Below are 14939 nucleotides of genomic sequence, written 5' to 3' on the forward strand. Positions count from 1 at the left end.
AGGACCATCGGCATGCGGCACTGAAACCTCCGGTTCTGCCCTGTCAGGCTGGTCGGGAGGTCACTGCGTCTGCTTGCGGGTCTGCTTCACTTCCTGGTCGACGGCCCAGGCGTCGGCGACCGGGCCGAGGTGGCCGAGCTTGTCGGGGTTGATGACCGAGCGGATGGTCTGGATCTGCCCGTCGAGCACGTCGAGGGCGAGGATGTGGAGGATCTTTCCGGCGCGATCGCGGAAGAGCGCGCCCGGCTGGCCGTTGACCTCGTGCGGTTCGAACGTGATGTCGACCCGTGCCATCAGCGGGTAGACGGTGGCGAGCAGCCTGGCCACGTTCTCGGCGCCGGCGACGGCCCTGGCCAGCTGCGGGGCCTTGCCACCGCCGTCCCCGACGAGCTGGACATCGGCCGACAGCAGACTCTGCAGTCCGTCCACGTCTCCCTGCGCCAATGCCTCGAAGAACCGCCTCGCCAGCTCCTGCCGCTCCTGGCGGTCCGCTTCGAACCGGGGCCGCCCCTCGTGCATGTGACGGCGTGCCCGAACGAGCAGCTGCCGGCACGCCGCCTCCGAGCGCCCCACCGCGGCGGCGATCTCGTCGAAGCCGAAGGCGAAGACCTCCCGCAGCACGAACACCGACCGCTCCAGCGGGCTGAGCCGCTCCAGGAGCAGCAGCGCCGCCATCGACACCGAGTCGGCCAGCTCCGCCGCGCGGGCCGGGTCCTGGTACGGATCGTCCAGCAGCGGCTCGGGGAGCCACGGTCCGACGTACTTCTCCCGCCGCACCCGGGCGGAGCGCAGCACGTCGATCGCGATCCGGGTCACCGTGGCTGACAAGAACGCCTTGGCCGACACGGGCCGGGTGGTCGAGGCGTCGTAGCGGAGCCAGGTCTCCTGCACCGCGTCCTCCGCCTCGCCCACGCTGCTCAGGATCCGGTACGCGATCGAGAACAGCAGCGGCCGCAGCTCCTCGAACTCCTCGACCTTGCCCACGCCGACTCCCCCTTTGTGGTCTGTGTGCCTGGCCGGACCCGCGCCGGCGAGGCATCCTTCGAAGATCATCCGATGTGTGGGCGGAGCAGACAACGCTCGTGCCGCGACCGCCCTGCCCGCCTTGACCACGGCGTCCTGGCCCCGGCGGGCCTGACCCGGGCCAGGGCGCGGTGGTGGTTCAGTGGAACTGGCCGACCTGGTAGTCGCCGGCCGGCTGCTGGGTGATGATGTTCAGTCGGTTCACCGTGTTCATGAACGAGACCAGCAGCACGAGGGCCGTGAGCTGCTCCTCGTCGTAGTGCTGGGCGGCGCGTGCCCACACGTCGTCGCTGACCCCGGTGGCCGCGTCCGCGACCCGGGTTCCCTGCTCCGCCAGCTCCAGTGCGGCGCGCTCGGCCGCGGTGAAGACCGTCGCTTCCCGCCAGGCCGCGATCAGGTTCAGCCGCACCGGGGTCTCGCCGGCCGCGGCGGCTTCCTTGGTGTGCATGTCGATGCAGGCCGCGCAGCCGTTGATCTGGCTCACGCGCAGCGCCACCAGTTCCTGCGTCGTGGCCAGCAGCGGCGATTCCTTCAGCTCCCGGCCAGCCGACATGAAGTACTTGAGGGCCTTGCCGGCGGCCGGGTTGGCGAAGTAGTTCAATCGCGCGTCCATCGTGTGCTCCTCCACGTTCGTCGATGCCTTCACCCCCAAGACGAGGCGGCCCTCACTCCTGTGACACGGAACGGTGTGACCCATGACACGGAACGGTGTGACCCACGTCTCTCCGCTGTCTGGGTTCGGGCATGTCACAGGCCGAGTCGCTGCCTCGTCTCGGGTGCGGAAGTCCTCGATCAGGGAGTTGATGATGAACGTCGCGCTGTGGATCATCGCTGGGGTGCTCGCCGCTGTCTGCCTGGTGGGCAGCTCCAAGATGTTCGTGCCGCAGGAGAAGCTGGCCGCGATGGGTTCCTCTGCGCAGTGGGTCCTGGAGTTCAGCCCCGGCGCTCTCAAGGCCATCGGCGCCGTCGAGCTGCTGGCTGCGGTCGGCCTGATTCTGCCCGCGGTGCTCGACATCGCGCCGGTGCTGGTGCCGCTGGCCGCCACCGGACTTGTTCTGCTGTTTGCCTGCGCGGTCACCATGCGTCTGCGCCGTGGCGAGAAGGCCACGATCGCCGGCGACCTGATCTACCTCGCCCTGGCTGCCTTCGTCGCATGGGGCCGTTTCGGCCCCGAGTCCTTCACCGGCTGACCACCGGCGCATATCAGTCGAGCGCCGAAGTGCCAGGCACACTCCAGGTCGTACCGATACACCTACCAGCCAACGGAGTTGGCTACGACGTCACTCTCTTCAGCAATGAACACCCGCCTACTACAACAGCTTCGTCGCTATTGAACCTGCGCCGCGCCGCACAAAGAACACAGCCGAGTACCGGGCCCCACGTCGGCTGCCGGTGTGTGGTTCAGGCGGACTGTTCGGCGGTGGCCGCCGTCTCGCGGCGCTGGGCCCGCAGCAGTCGGCGGCCCTGCTCGCCCTTGGCCCAGGTGTGTGAGCCGGGCTTGCGTGCCTCGTTCACCAGCTGCTTGATGGTGTGCTTGCACACGAGTTCCTTCACCTTCGCGCCTGTTCGGCCGCCGAGGTGGAGCCGCTTGGCGGTGTCGTCCTTGTGGGCGAACTGGAAGATGCCCGCGCGGCGCCCCAGGCTGATGCACTGGCCGGCGAACCCCAGGTCGATCGGTGCGGGCCGCTTGCTCGTGATGCGGCTGAGCACCGTGTCGGCGGCGTGTGCGCCCAGCGGGCCGGCGGCCTGGCAGCTCATCCGGAACGGCATGTCCGACGGGGCCGCCGAGTCCCCGGCGGCGACGATCCGCTCGTCGTCGACGCTCGTCAGGGTCTCGTCGGTGAGCAGGCGGCCCAGGGGGTCGGTGCTGAGCCCGCTGCGCGCGGCCAGGTCCGGCACGCCGAAACCGGCGGTCCAGATGGTGACCTCGCTCGACAGCTCACGGCCGTCGCTGCTGGACGCCAGGCCGGGCCCCGGCGATGGAGTGGAGTCCGCGCCACGTCAGCGCCTACCTGACGGTGTTCACCCGAGGCACCCCCGGGCCGCGCAACGGGAGCGTCCGGCTGAGGACGAGGTTGGTGGTGGTGCTCCCGAACTCGGCCAGCTCGTCGACGATCTCCTCCAGGTGGGCCATCGACGTGGCCGCCACCTTCATGACGTAGCAGTCGTCTCCGGTGGTGCGCAGGCACTCCAGGATCTCCGGGCGCTCCTCCAGCAGCCGGCGCAGCGGCTGGTGCCGGGTTCCCGGCCCCGGGTACTTGAGCCGGACCACCGCCATCACTGGGTAACCGGTCCGCTCCGGGTTCACCTCCGCACGGTACCCCGTGATCACCTCGGCCTCCTCGAGCCGGCGCACCCGCTCCTTGGTCGCCGACGCGCTCAGGTTCACCCGCCGTGCCAGCTCGGTGAACGGGATCCGGCCGTCCCGTTGGACTTCTGTCAGGATCGCCCAGTCCGTCACGTCGAGACTCTCGGTCATACGCCCATTCTACCGGCGGATCCACGGCTGAACCGCCTCTGAACAGGCGGGAATCCCTTCTGGCGATCCATACGTCCTGCCTAGGGTTGGGCCCTATGAAGATCGGAGTGAACGTCCCCAATTTCGGCCCGGGCACTGACCCCGGAGTGTTGCGAAGCTGGGCCCAGACCGTGGAGGGCCTGGGCTTCGACCTACTGATGATCTCGGACCACATAGCCATTACGCCGGATGTCGCCGAGCGCTATCCGGCACCCTTCTACGAGCCGTTCACCACCTTGTCCTGGCTGGCCGGCCTCACCACCCGTATCCAGCTCGGCACGACGGTCCTCATCGCTCCCTACCGGCACCCGCTGCTCACCGCCCGGATGGCGGCCAATCTGAATGAGCTGAGCGGCGACCGGCTGATCCTCGGCGTGGGAGTGGGCTGGGCGCGGCAGGAGTTCACCGCCCTCGACATCCCGTTCTCACAGCGCGGACAGCTGACCGACGGCCACCTGCGGGACATCCGGGCCGCCTGGAAGGACACCGCCTCATACGGAGACCGCCGGATCCCGGTGTGGGTCGGCGGCAACAGCGACGCGGGGCTACGCCGGGCCGTACGACTCGGAGACGCATGGCATCCGCTGCACCCCACCGTGCCGTGGCTGCGCGAAGCCGCAGGCAGGCTGGAGACGTACGCGGACGAGCAACACTTGCCCGTGCCCGCCCTGGCTCCCCGCATCGCCCTGCGACTCACCAAGGAACCGGTCGACGGAGCGGGACGGCTCGCCGGTGAGGGCACCATCGACCAGATCATGGACGACCTCGACCAACTGCGGCTGCTGGGCGCCAAGTCCGTCGTCCTCGACACCTACCCGGGCGAACCCCACGCGACATGTCACCCGCAGGCGGCCTGGCAGGCCCTCGCCACCGTGGCCGCGCACCTTCTCCCGCCCAGCACCCCACCCCGCACCACGACGGAGCAGTCATGACCACACCCGACGACCACACCCTCCTCCGACAGGCCATCTCTCTCGCGGCCAAGGCACGCGCGAGCGGCAACCCGCCCTTTGGATCTCTGTTGGCAGGACCGGACGGGACGATCCTGGCCGAGGAGCACAACACCACCCTCACCGACAACGACGTCACTGCACACCCGGAACTCAAATTGGCGAGGTGGGCCGCAAGAGAACTCGACGCGCAGACGGCGGCAGGCACCACGATGTACACCAGCTGCCAGCCGTGCGGGATGTGCGAGACCGTCATCCAATGGGCAGGGCTGCGGCGAGTGGTGTTCGCCCTGTCCAACGAACAGCTCCTGGACATCAGGCCGGGCAGCAGCCGACCGCTCGTGCCGCAGGACGGCCCCGCGCTGCTCGACGAGGTACGGGCTGTGGTCGAGCCCTACTATCGCTGACCGCCGGGCCCAGGGCGGAGCCCGCCACCAGCGGAACGCACCTGGGTACGCTCGTCCCTCCTAAGGAGCCACGCCCTTCCGTCATGGCATGCCCAAGCGCCGGCGGCAGGACGGGAGAGGGCCGGCGTTCGCCAGGGCGGCGGCGCAGGCGGTGTTGGTGGCGCAGGCCGGGCCGGGGGCCAGGCTCCGGGGAACTCCCGTCGTTCGAGCCATTCGGGCACGGCGTCGTCCCAGAAGTTGCCGCGCTAGCGCACGTTCTGGACGGGACGGTTACCCCATTCCTCGTTGCACGCGCCGATGGAGGCGACGTAGTCGTAGACCGTGTTGCGGTCCACGGTGACCCAGTTGGTGCTGTCGTCGGTGTAGATCCCGACGTTCCAGTCGCCGTGCTTGCTGTCGGTGGCCGCGTTGCCGCTGATGACGGCTCCGTCGGCGAACGAGCTGCCCTGTTCGCCGCGCAGGTAGATGCCGCCTCCTCGATGTACGGAGTTCCACCCTGGGGCAGCACGAGATGGTGCGCAGTCGTCCTGAGGCAGCGGCATCGTCGACCAAAGTCGGAATCGCCGACCCCTTGGGTTGACGCCCGAGCAGCAGGCGGAGGTGCGTCGGCGGCTGACGGGGCGTGACCTGCCGCGTAACGAGCGGCGGCAGTTGGAGTGCACCGATGGCCAGCCGGCTCCGCGGCAGGCGTACGAGGCAACCGAGTGGGACCGGCCCCGGTAAGGCCGTCACCCATGGATATTGCGCGTCGAGGCTGCCGACGAGTGGTGGCCTGTTCGTCTAATGAACATGTCCATTGAGCGTGACAGGGGTCACTCCTACGTTGTCGCTGCTCGACGGGTCGGCCACAGCGCCGAGCGTCTGAGGCAGGTCCGGTCGAGCCGTGCGGAAACGTTCCGCGAAGGCTCCTGGGGCGTTCGGCAACGGTGTTGCCGGATGACCGAGACAGAAGCACCCCCTGGCACGGTCCGGCGGCGAACGTCGGTTCCGGCAGCAGCGCTCTGCGCGCAAGGAGTCGTCCATGGTTCAGACCGATTCACCCAGTGCTGCAAAGGGAGAGGGTGGCAGATACACCCTGAGCACAGGCACTCTGACGGCGGTGGTTCTCGCCGTGTGCCTTGCGCAGATAGCCCTTTCCGTCCCCTCGCTCATCAACGGGCTGATCCAGCAGGATCTCGCGCCGTCCTCGGCCCAACTGACGTGGATCACCGAGGCCTTCATGCTTCCCGTCGCCGCGTTGGGACTGGGCTTCGGCGTGTTCGGTGACCTGTTCGGCCGCAAGCGCCTGCTCGTCGGGGGCGCCGCGCTCATCGTCGTGGGCTCGACTCTCGCGGTCCTGGTGCCGACTGAGGGATCATCGACCGACACCCGGGTGACGGTGCTGATCCTTGCCCAGGTCCTCAACGGCATCGGGGCCGCGGCCATCTTCCCGACGAGCCTCGCCATGGTGGCGGCCGGCACGCACACCACCGCCACCCGCGCGCGTGGCGTGGCGATCTGGGCCACCGCGCTCTCGGTCGGCGGCTTCCTCGGACCGCTGCTGGCAGGCCTCGCCGCCAAGATCGAACTCGGCTGGGCCGGGAACGGGAACTGGCGCTGGGCCTTCGTCGGTGTCCTTGTCATCGCTGCGGTGAGCGTGCTCCTGTCGCTGACCCGCGCCCAGAACTCCGCCTCGCCCGAGGGCCGGTCCATCGACTGGCCGGGTCAGATCACTGCCGCGCTCGGCCTGTTCGCTCTGATGTACGCCGTGATCCAGGGACCCGAGAGTGGCTGGGGGAGCCCGCAGATCGTCATCGCGTTCATCGTCGCGGCCGCCTTGCTCGTGCTGTTCGTCTTCGCCGAGAGCCGTGCGTCCGCGCCGCTCCTTCTCCTGAGTGTGTTCAGGAACCGGGCGTTCGCCATGAACTCGGTGGTCACCCTGATCGGTATGTTCGCGTTCCTCGTGATCATGTACGGCACCAGTATCCGTCTCACCACCATCCAGGGATTCAGCCCACTGCAGAGTTCCGTCGCGTTCCTCTTCTTCGGAGGCATCGGCTTCGTACTGCTGCCTCTCACGTCCAAGCTGCTCGAGCGCTACAACCCCCGGTGGGTTCTCTGCGCAGCCCTGACCCTCATCGGCGCCAGCGGGCTGTGGTTCGCCGACGTTCCGACGAGCGATCGGGCCATAAGCGCCATCGTCGGGCCACTGATTCTCGCCGGCGTCGGCTCGGCACTCGCCTTCGCCTCCATCAGCGCGGTCGCGGTCAACACGTTGCCCAACCACCTTGCCGGTATGGCGAGCGGTGTCACGAGCACGTTCCGGGACCTCGGGTTCGCCCTTGGTCCTGCGATCGCCGGCGCTGTCGCACTGGGCCGGGCCGCCGACGAGATCGCCGGCAAGCTGGCCGGCGATCCTGAACTGAGGAACGCCTACGAGGCCTTCCAGGCCTCTGCGGCCAATGCTCCCGCGGAGCAGAGACCGCAGCTCGAGGCGGCGGTGCACGCCGTGGAATCGGGCCCGCTCGGCGCCAACTCGGTGCCGTCCAGCATCACACTGCCGGATGGTCAGGTCGTGCCCTTCAACCCGCTCAAGGACATCGCTTTCGACGCCCTCAGCAGCAGTTACTCCCTCGCGTACGTGCTCGGTGGTGTGGCTGCTCTGGTGGCGGCGGCACTCACTCTCGTGGGTGCGCGCGGTGGTGTGGGCGAGACCCATCTCGACGACGACCCGCACACCCTCAACGACTGACCGCCCGACGAACGGGTCGGCACCGGGACACGGGTGGCAGGCCGGCCAGGACAACCGGAGCGCCGGCCGCGACTCCTCCTCCTCCTCCTCCTCCTCGGAGGCAGTAGTCGCGGCAGGCCACGGCGTACACACGGGTGCGGTTCTCGACGAGTTCGCCCGACGAGGGACGGCGCCTCGGCCACATGCGATTCTCCCGGCGGCAACCGCCGGCATGACGCGCTGGTTTCCTCGTCCCGCGAATGTTACGAGGTGCGAATGGGAACGCCCGGCCTCCAGCCGAGACTCCTGGACAGACCCAGTCCGCTCGCGACCAGCGAGGGGACGGCCGCTTGCAGTTTGATCGAGCCCGCGGCCACCACAACCGACAGAGCCGCGACGACCTTGCCGCGGCCATCGACGATGCGCGTCGCAACCGACTCGGCCCCTTCGCTCAACTCCTCCTTGACGACCACCGTTCCGGTCGAGCGACAGGACGCCAGTTCGCGACGGAGTTCGGCCGGGTCCACGATCGTCCTGGGAGTGAAGCGCTGCAGCCTTCCCGTCAGCACCTCATCGATGAAGTCCGTACTGCTGTGGCTCAGAAGCACCTTGCCGACACCTGAGCAGTGCAAGGGCAGAAGGCCGCCGACCTGCGACGTCAGACCGACAGCGTTGACCGCCGACAGCCGTTCGATGATCACGGCCTGCTCGCCCTGGAGGACGGCCAGTTGCACATGCTGGCGAAGCGCCGTGTACAGGTCCTCCACGAACGGCTGGGCGGCGCTGCGGAGCGTCTCGGCGCGCGGTGCGAGGGTCCCCAGGCGCCACAGCGGCAGGCCGATCGCGAACCGGTTGTCGCTGGTGCGCTCCAGCGCGCCGGCCTCCACGAGTTCGAGCGTGAGGCGCCTGGCGGTGGCGTGCGGCATGCCGGTACGCCGGACCAGGTCGGCGAGGGTCAGCTCGGTGTTGTTGGGGTCAAAGGCGAACAGCAGATCCCACAGTCGGGAGCTGACCGTGCGTCCTGGCTCGTTCGCGCGAGGCATGGGCCTCTCCTCCATCGCTCATGACCCGGTCACTCTACCTTCTATGTTCGTTGAATGAATGATGGCGTTCTAACAACGCGTACTTTGCGGAACTCTTGCATGCAGACCAGTCACTACCTCGCTCGAGGTCCACGGGAGTGAAAGAGCATGATGAGTACAGAGGACGGCCCTAAGATCGCGATCCTCGGTGGCGGCATCGGGGGCCTCGCTGCCGCGGCTTTCCTTCGCGACAAGGGCTTCGACAGTGACGTCTACGAACAGGCGACCGCACTGACCGAGGTCGGTGCCGGCCTGGTGATCGCGCCCAACGCCGCCCGCCTTCTACGACGTCTCGGCGTGCTGGACCGGTTCATCAAGCGCGCGGTCCAGATGGAGACCGGCTGGGAGTTCCGGCGCTGGGAGAGCGGCACCGTCCTCTCCGCGGAGAACCTGGAGAAGGAGTGCGTACGCCTGTACGGCGAGCACACCTACACCGCCCACCGCGCCGACCTGCTGAACGCCTTGAGGTCGGCTGTCCCCGAGCACTCGATCCACCTCGGCAAGCGCTGCGTTTCAGTCGAGTTCGAAGGCGACCAGGCGGTTCTTCGGTTCGAGGACGGCGAGACGGTTCGCCCGGACATCCTCATCGGCGCCGACGGGGTCCACTCACGAGTGCGCGGCGCCATCGTCGGGCCGACTCACGCCAGGGAGTCGGGCATCTGCGCCTTCCGGGCTCTCGTACCGGCCCAGAAGGCACCCGACTTCGCCAGGCGGCGCGCCCAGACCCTCTGGATCGGCCCCGACCGCCACCTCGTGCACTACCCGGTCTCCGGCGAGGAGTACGTCAACCTCGTCGCCTTCACACCGGCCGGGGGCAACAGTGTCGAGTCGTGGACGGCCACCGCGACGCTCAGGGAACTGCTCGACGAGTTCGCCGGTTGGGATCCGCGTCTGGTGGAGCTGATCACGGCAGCCGACACGCCGGGGCGCTGGGCGTTGCTCGACCGTGAGCCCCTCGACCACTGGAACCGTGGAAACACGACCCTGCTGGGTGACGCGGCCCACCCGATGTTCCCGTTCTTCGCCCAAGGCGCCGCCCAGGCGATCGAGGACGGCGCTGTCCTGGCCCTCTGCCTCGCAGCGGACCCGGACAACCCGACCGCGGCACTGGGGCGCTACGAAGAACTACGTCGACGCCGCACGGCACGCCTGCAGGAGGTGTCGCACGGAAGGTCTCACATCAACCACCTTCCGGACGGCCCCGAGCAGCAGGCGCGCGACCTGGCGTACTCGCAGGCCGACCCACTCAGGACGAACGGCTGGATCTACGAGTACGACCCCGAGGTCGCTGTCTCGGCCTCGGTGTGAAGCAAAGCCGGCATCGAGGATCCGAGGCCGAGGTCTCGACCTTTCGACGCCGAACGCCGAACGCCGAACGCCGAACGCCGAACAAAGCATTGACCATCCAACGAACACAGCCGTTGTCGTCACCCGGGCCGCACCCGAGACTCCCGTACGGGCGGCCCGAGACGCGGCCCTGTCCCGGCCCATGTCCCAACGACCCTTGTCGAAACCCTGAGTACGTCCAGAGAGGCGGACCACCGAATGGCAACCGCAACCGGTAGTGGGCTCGTCGTGCGAACGCTGCAGCGAGCCGGAGTCGACGTGGCCTTCGGCCTGCCCGGAGCGCACATCGACCCCATTCTCCAGGAGGCCCTGGACGCCAAGCTCCGGGTCGTCGACGTGCGGCACGAGATGAACGCCGGCCACGCGGCCGAGGGCTATGCACGGGTCACCGGGAACCTGGGGGTCGCCGTCGTCACGGCCGGTGGCGGCTTCACCAACGTCCTGACCTCGATCACCAACGCCTATCTGGACCGGACCCCCGTCCTCTACATCGCAGGCTCCGGTCCTCTCGAACGGGACGAGATCAACGACCAGCAGGCCGGATTCGACCAGGTCGCCATGGCGGCCCCGGTGACCAGGTTCGCGCACCGCGTCACCCGTGCCGACCTGATCCCCCGCCTGGTCGCCCAGGCGATCCGCGCCGCGCAGTCGGAGCCCAAGGGCCCGGTGCTCCTCGACATTCCCTGGGACGTCCTTCGCCAGACGGTCGACGTCGACGAGGTCGAGGACTACCGCGTCGAGATCGACGGCACCGGCATCGCCTCCGCCGCCGCGGTCGACCAGATCCTCGGGGCGCTCAGCACCGCCCAGTGGCCGATCGCGCTGGTCGGCAAGTCCTTCGTCACCGCCGAGGCACGGGCCCGGTTGCACGAGTTCGCCGCCCGTACCGGAGTGCCCCTCCTCTCCGACTGGGAGGGCCTCGGGGCGATCGTCGGCTCCGAGCAGCAGGTCGGTCTCGTCCAGACCCTGGCCACCGTCCCCGAGGACGAGCGGCCCGACCTGGTCCTGCTGCTCGGGCTGCGCTTCGGAATGACCACCGGGTTCGGCACGGGTCAACTGCTCCCGAAGAGCGCGCGGATATTGCAGATCGACCCCGACGGCCGTGAGCTCGGCCGTCTGCAGGATGTCGAACTCGGCATCCAGGCCGACCCGATCGGCACGATCGGCCTGCTGAACGAGCGCCTGGGCGACAGCCCCGTGCCCTCGGGGCGGGGCGACTGGCTGGGGACCCTGCGGGACGTCTCGGCCGCCCGGCGGTCCGCCCTTGCCGCCGAGACCGAGAAGCACGAGGACGACGCGATCCACCCGTACCTCGCGGTCCGCACGATCACCGAGAGTGTCCCCGACGGTGCCACCGTGCTCGTCGACGGCGCTCTGACCGAGCTGTGGCTCTCCGAGACGATCGCGCTCGCTCCTCTGGCCCACTACCTCGGGCACGGCTACCTCAGTTCGATGGGGAGCAACCTCGGTGTCGCTCTGGGAGCGCAGTACGCGACCCCCGACAAGGCGACGATCCTCGTCACCGGCGACGGCGCGGTCGGCTACAGCCTGGCCGAGTTCGACTCCCTCGTCCGTGCGGGGCTGCCAGTCGTTGTGATCGTCCTCAACAACCAGGCCTGGGGCGCCACCCTGCACACCCAGCAGTTCTTCTACGGACAGGAACGCGTCACCAACAACCGCCTGGAGAACGGCTCCTACAGCGGCGTGGCACGAGCTCTCGGTGCGGACGGCGTCGACGTCACAGAGCTGGACCAGCTTCGCCCGGCGATCGAGGCCGCCCTCGCGGCCCGCCGGCCGACGTGCATCGACGTGCGAGTGAGCCTCGCGCCCATTCCTCCGGAGGAGCGCGTCATGAATGGCGAAGCTCCGTTCGGCGGCGTCGAGAGCGAGGCGTGAGCCACCACTCCGAACCCGCCCACGAAGTCGAGGAGCGCTGCGAGGGAACCGAGGTTCCCTCGCAGCGCTCCTCGACGCTGCGCGCCGCCTCCGCGGCAAGAACTGCCTCCTCAAGGCGGACTCAAGTCGGAGCGGCAGGCACGGTCATACGCCCGCGGGAGCGAGGACGATGTCGAAGCGCACCCGGCTCCACGTGCCCTCGATGACGCGGCCGTCGGGCGTCGGCGTGCCGGCGGGCTGCTGCTCGAACCGCTTGATCAGTGAGTCCTTCACGCCGAAGACGGTGTCCTTGCGGCCGATCGGGTCGCCCTCGGGGAAGATGTGGGTCACCAGCGTGCGCGCCCCCTCGTGAGACACCATGAAGTGCAGGTGGGCGGCGCGCAGCGGTGAGCGGCCGACCGCGTCGAGCATCTTGCCGACGGGTCCGTCGTCGGGGATGGGGTACGGCGTCGGGGTGAGGCCCCAGAAGCGGTAGCTGCCGTCGGCCGCGGAGAAGAGGTGCGCCCGCCCTGCACGCTTGCCGGCGTCGTACTGCACGTCGTAGAACCCGTCCTCGTCGGCCTCCCAGACCTCGAGCCGCGCGCCGGCGAGCGGGGTGCCGTCGGTGTCGGTGACGGTGCCTTCGACCCAGCAGGGCTCGCCGGGGGCACCGAAGGCCAGGTCGCCGCCGAGCTCGATCCCCGGGGCGTCCTCGACGAAGAACGGCCCGAAGACGGTCGCCTCGGTGGCGCCCTTGTAGGCCTGGTTGTTGACGTTGATGGTCTGCATGCTCGCGCCGAGGGTGTCGGACAGCAGGATGAACTCCTGCCGGACCTCGTCGGTGATGTGGCCGGCCTTGGTGAGGAAGTCGATCGCCGTCCCCCACTCCTCCTCGGTCAGCCGGACCTCGCGGACGAAGGAGTGCAGGTGCTTGACCAGGGAGACCATGAGTTCCTGCAGCCGCGGGTCCTCGCAGGCACCGAAGGAGGCCACGACGCTGTCGACGAGCTGCTGCTCGACTGTCTGCTGCTCCGGCGACACCTCGCGGTAGATCGCGCCGTGGGCACCGGCCTCGGCCGAGCCGGGGTTGACGTAGGTAGCCATGACGGCCTCCTTCAGTTGATCGGGTCGCCGGCCCACGCCGCGTGCAGCAGCGCGGTGAGGTTCTCTTCGGTGACAGTGGTGGGGTTGTTGGCCGGGATCGCCTGCGTGATCGGCCCCAGCGCCTTGGCGATGCCGTCCTCGGGCATGCCGTAGTCGCGCAGCGCCCTCGGCGCGTCCAGCACCTGGCGCAGGGCGGCCAGGCCGGCGCTCGCCGCCTCGGTGTGGAAGACCGTGCCGAAGGCCTGGGCGATACGCGCCTCCGCCTCGGGGGCCTGCGGGGCGTTGAAGGCCAGTACGTAGGGCAGCACGACCGCATGAGTCTGTGCGTGCGGGAGGTTGAACATGCCGCCGAGGACGTGGCAGATCTTGTGATGCATCCCGGAGCCGGCCGAGGCGAAAGCGACAGCGGCGAGGTAGGCGCCGTACAGCGTCTGCTCGATGCCCTCGACACTCGTCGAGTCGTCGGCCACCGCCGGCAGGCCGGTCGCCAGTGCGCGGATGCCCTCCTGCGCCAGCGCCCGGTCGATCGGGTCGGCACGCGGCCCCCACATCGAGTCCACGCAGTGCGCCATCGCGTTCAGGCCGCTCGCCACGGTCATCTCGCCGGGCAGCGTGGTCAGCAGAGCGGCGTCGTACACGACCGACGCGGGCAGCACCTTGTTGTCCACACCGGTGGTCTTGGTCTCGCCTTCGGTCAGGCCCCACACGTTGGTCGCCTCTGAGCCGGCGTATGTGGTGGGTACCGCGACGATCGGCAGCCCGGTGCTCAGCGCAACGGCCTTGGCCAGACCCGTGGTGGAGCCGCCGCCGACGCTGACCAGGATGTCCGCGTCCGCGTCGACCGCCGCCCGGAGGGCTCGCCCCGCGACCTCGACCGGTACGTGCATCACGACCTCGTCGTGACGCAGTACGACCGGGAGTTCCTTGGCGATCGGGTCGGCCAGCTCCTTCTCGCGGTCCGACGCGATCAGCATGACCCTGGAACCGCCGAGTGCCTCGACCTCCGCCGTCACGGCGACGGGCGACTCCCCGGCCGCGAACACCACCCGCTGGGGAAGGGTCTCGTGTGTGAACCTCATCGTTTGTTCCTCGGGTAGGTCTTCGGCTGGGTCGACCGCATGCGGGTGACGGCCCGCATCAGGCCCTGGCCAGCCATTGTGTGCCTTCGGAGTAGAGCTGCTCGACTGCGGTGCCGGTGAGGCCGGGAAGCCCGTCCTTCACCGTGAAGCCCGCCTTGGTCTGCAGGTAGGCCAAGTGCCTGTAGCCGGTCGGGAACCGATCCAGGAGCTCGGGATCCAACGTCAGTGAGGCAGCGGGGTCGACGATGTCGAGCCGGTCCTTCTCGTAGATCGGCTGCCGGCGCACGATGGTCCAGCGGCCCTCGTCGCGGGAGAGGAAGTCGTAGAAGCGGCCGGTGCAGACGACATCGACCTCGACACCGTCGATGCTCGCACGCTGGTTGATGGTCATCTTCGTCTGGGCGATGGCCCGGTCGCCGACGATGTCCGCGGTGTGGCCACCCAGGAAGTGGAGGATGCTGACTCCGTTCTCGAAGCCCTCACGACTGGCCTTGATGAAGTCGGTGGCGCTTCCCTGGAACCAGGTGGCGCTCATCCAGCCGTCGCGCGGATGCCAGACCGTGGCGAAGCGGTCCCAAGCCCCGGCATCGCGCCACAGTGCCCAGTTCTCGATGAGCTGCCGGATCTCGTGGCGGTCGTTGTCGGCCTGCGACATTGTTGACTCCTTGGAGGGGCGTAGATCCCTGGTGCGGGTGCCTCGTCAGACAGACCGGAAGAGCTCCTCCAGCTCGCGGTCGAGCCGCTGGGAGGCCTCTGTCTCTCGGGCGTCCGCCAGCCAGGCCGCGCCCACCGCCGGGCTGAAAGCCGCGGCAAGGCACCACAGCCATGGGAGCAAGGGCCGGGG

General features: G+C 68.9%; 14 protein-coding genes and 1 pseudogene. 6 read left to right on the forward strand and 9 right to left on the reverse strand.

The features are described 5' to 3' along the window. Positions 1-60: 60 nt before the first annotated feature. Positions 61-984, reverse strand: a complete 924-nt coding sequence (locus IEZ21_RS23170; protein ID WP_189323827.1) for an RNA polymerase sigma-70 factor — start codon at positions 982-984, stop codon at positions 61-63. Between the two features lie 178 nt (positions 985-1162). Next, on the reverse strand, positions 1163-1636 hold the full coding sequence (locus IEZ21_RS23175; RefSeq protein ID WP_189323828.1) for a carboxymuconolactone decarboxylase family protein: 474 nt from the start codon (positions 1634-1636) through the stop codon (positions 1163-1165). A gap of 193 nt (positions 1637-1829) precedes the next feature. Here IEZ21_RS23175 and IEZ21_RS23180 point away from each other — a divergent pair, with 193 nt between their 5' ends. Continuing rightward, entirely contained in the window at positions 1830-2213 is a 384-nt protein-coding gene (locus IEZ21_RS23180) for a DoxX family protein (protein ID WP_143644986.1), read from the forward strand. Between the two features lie 211 nt (positions 2214-2424). Here the strand turns inward: IEZ21_RS23180 and IEZ21_RS23185 are convergent. Beyond that, positions 2425-2973: pseudogene (locus IEZ21_RS23185) on the reverse strand (FAD-dependent oxidoreductase); the annotation flags it as partial. Between the two features lie 58 nt (positions 2974-3031). Continuing rightward, on the reverse strand, positions 3032-3502 hold the full coding sequence (locus IEZ21_RS23190; RefSeq protein WP_189323829.1) for an Lrp/AsnC family transcriptional regulator: 471 nt from the start codon (positions 3500-3502) through the stop codon (positions 3032-3034). A gap of 95 nt (positions 3503-3597) precedes the next feature. Between IEZ21_RS23190 and IEZ21_RS23195 the strand changes: the two genes are divergently transcribed. Together IEZ21_RS23195 and IEZ21_RS23200 are read left to right on the forward strand one after the other, a co-directional pair. Beyond that, on the forward strand, positions 3598-4473 hold the full coding sequence (locus IEZ21_RS23195; RefSeq protein ID WP_189323830.1) for a TIGR03619 family F420-dependent LLM class oxidoreductase: 876 nt from the start codon (positions 3598-3600) through the stop codon (positions 4471-4473). Continuing rightward, positions 4470-4898, forward strand: coding sequence for a nucleoside deaminase (locus tag IEZ21_RS23200; RefSeq protein WP_189323831.1), 429 nt, complete (start codon positions 4470-4472; stop codon positions 4896-4898). The genes IEZ21_RS23195 and IEZ21_RS23200 overlap by 4 nt, the downstream gene beginning before the upstream one ends. A gap of 245 nt (positions 4899-5143) precedes the next feature. Here IEZ21_RS23200 and IEZ21_RS47750 read toward each other — a convergent pair whose 3' ends face one another. Beyond that, complete coding sequence (locus IEZ21_RS47750) at positions 5144-5440, reverse strand: hypothetical protein (RefSeq protein WP_246568058.1); 297 nt, start codon at positions 5438-5440, stop codon at positions 5144-5146. 557 nt (positions 5441-5997) lie between these two features. On the opposite strand from IEZ21_RS47750, the gene IEZ21_RS23210 reads away from it, so the two are divergent. Beyond that, positions 5998-7629, forward strand: coding sequence for an MFS transporter (locus IEZ21_RS23210; protein ID WP_246568060.1), 1632 nt, complete (start codon positions 5998-6000; stop codon positions 7627-7629). A gap of 242 nt (positions 7630-7871) precedes the next feature. Here IEZ21_RS23210 and IEZ21_RS23215 read toward each other — a convergent pair whose 3' ends face one another. Further along, positions 7872-8651 carry an IclR family transcriptional regulator gene (locus IEZ21_RS23215; RefSeq protein ID WP_189323833.1) on the reverse strand — a complete coding sequence of 260 codons (780 nt, stop codon included), beginning with the start codon at positions 8649-8651 and terminating at the stop codon, positions 7872-7874. 147 nt (positions 8652-8798) lie between these two features. Here IEZ21_RS23215 and IEZ21_RS23220 point away from each other — a divergent pair, with 147 nt between their 5' ends. After that, entirely contained in the window at positions 8799-9998 is a 1200-nt protein-coding gene (locus IEZ21_RS23220) for an FAD-dependent monooxygenase (protein WP_189323834.1), read from the forward strand. Between the two features lie 237 nt (positions 9999-10235). Then, entirely contained in the window at positions 10236-11933 is a 1698-nt protein-coding gene (locus IEZ21_RS23225; RefSeq protein ID WP_189323835.1) for a thiamine pyrophosphate-binding protein, read from the forward strand. Positions 11934-12077: 144 nt separating this feature from the next. On the opposite strand, the gene IEZ21_RS23230 is transcribed toward IEZ21_RS23225, so the two are convergent. Genes IEZ21_RS23230 through IEZ21_RS23240 form a run of 3 tightly spaced genes read right to left on the reverse strand, consistent with a single transcriptional unit; the run spans position 12078 to position 14750 of the window. Beyond that, entirely contained in the window at positions 12078-13016 is a 939-nt protein-coding gene (locus IEZ21_RS23230; RefSeq protein WP_189323836.1) for a hydroxyquinol 1,2-dioxygenase, read from the reverse strand. Between the two features lie 11 nt (positions 13017-13027). Further along, the gene (locus IEZ21_RS23235; RefSeq protein ID WP_189323837.1) at positions 13028-14095 is read right to left on the reverse strand and encodes a maleylacetate reductase; all 1068 of its coding nucleotides are present in this window, start codon (positions 14093-14095) and stop codon (positions 13028-13030) included. 58 nt (positions 14096-14153) lie between these two features. Continuing rightward, entirely contained in the window at positions 14154-14750 is a 597-nt protein-coding gene (locus IEZ21_RS23240; protein ID WP_189323838.1) for a nuclear transport factor 2 family protein, read from the reverse strand. Between the last annotated feature and the right edge of the window lie 189 nt (positions 14751-14939).

It is taken from the genome of Streptomyces flaveus, assembly GCF_014647675.1.
GTDB classification, from domain to species: domain Bacteria; phylum Actinomycetota; class Actinomycetes; order Streptomycetales; family Streptomycetaceae; genus Streptomyces; species Streptomyces flaveus.

Bases quoted from the DNA above. Each gene is read 5' to 3' on its own strand.
- IEZ21_RS23175 (WP_189323828.1), bottom strand. From the start codon at position 1,636: ATGGACGCGCGATTGAACTACTTCGCCAACCCGGCCGCCGGCAAGGCC.
- IEZ21_RS23180 (WP_143644986.1), top strand. From the start codon at position 1,830: ATGAACGTCGCGCTGTGGATCATCGCTGGGGTGCTCGCCGCTGTCTGC.
- IEZ21_RS23190 (WP_189323829.1), bottom strand. From the start codon at position 3,502: ATGACCGAGAGTCTCGACGTGACGGACTGGGCGATCCTGACAGAAGTC.
- IEZ21_RS23195 (WP_189323830.1), top strand. From the start codon at position 3,598: ATGAAGATCGGAGTGAACGTCCCCAATTTCGGCCCGGGCACTGACCCC.
- IEZ21_RS23200 (WP_189323831.1), top strand. From the start codon at position 4,470: ATGACCACACCCGACGACCACACCCTCCTCCGACAGGCCATCTCTCTC.
- IEZ21_RS47750 (WP_246568058.1), bottom strand. From the start codon at position 5,440: ATGCCGCTGCCTCAGGACGACTGCGCACCATCTCGTGCTGCCCCAGGG.
- IEZ21_RS23215 (WP_189323833.1), bottom strand. From the start codon at position 8,651: ATGCCTCGCGCGAACGAGCCAGGACGCACGGTCAGCTCCCGACTGTGG.
- IEZ21_RS23220 (WP_189323834.1), top strand. From the start codon at position 8,799: ATGATGAGTACAGAGGACGGCCCTAAGATCGCGATCCTCGGTGGCGGC.
- IEZ21_RS23225 (WP_189323835.1), top strand. From the start codon at position 10,236: ATGGCAACCGCAACCGGTAGTGGGCTCGTCGTGCGAACGCTGCAGCGA.
- IEZ21_RS23230 (WP_189323836.1), bottom strand. From the start codon at position 13,016: ATGGCTACCTACGTCAACCCCGGCTCGGCCGAGGCCGGTGCCCACGGC.
- IEZ21_RS23235 (WP_189323837.1), bottom strand. From the start codon at position 14,095: ATGAGGTTCACACACGAGACCCTTCCCCAGCGGGTGGTGTTCGCGGCC.
- IEZ21_RS23240 (WP_189323838.1), bottom strand. From the start codon at position 14,750: ATGTCGCAGGCCGACAACGACCGCCACGAGATCCGGCAGCTCATCGAG.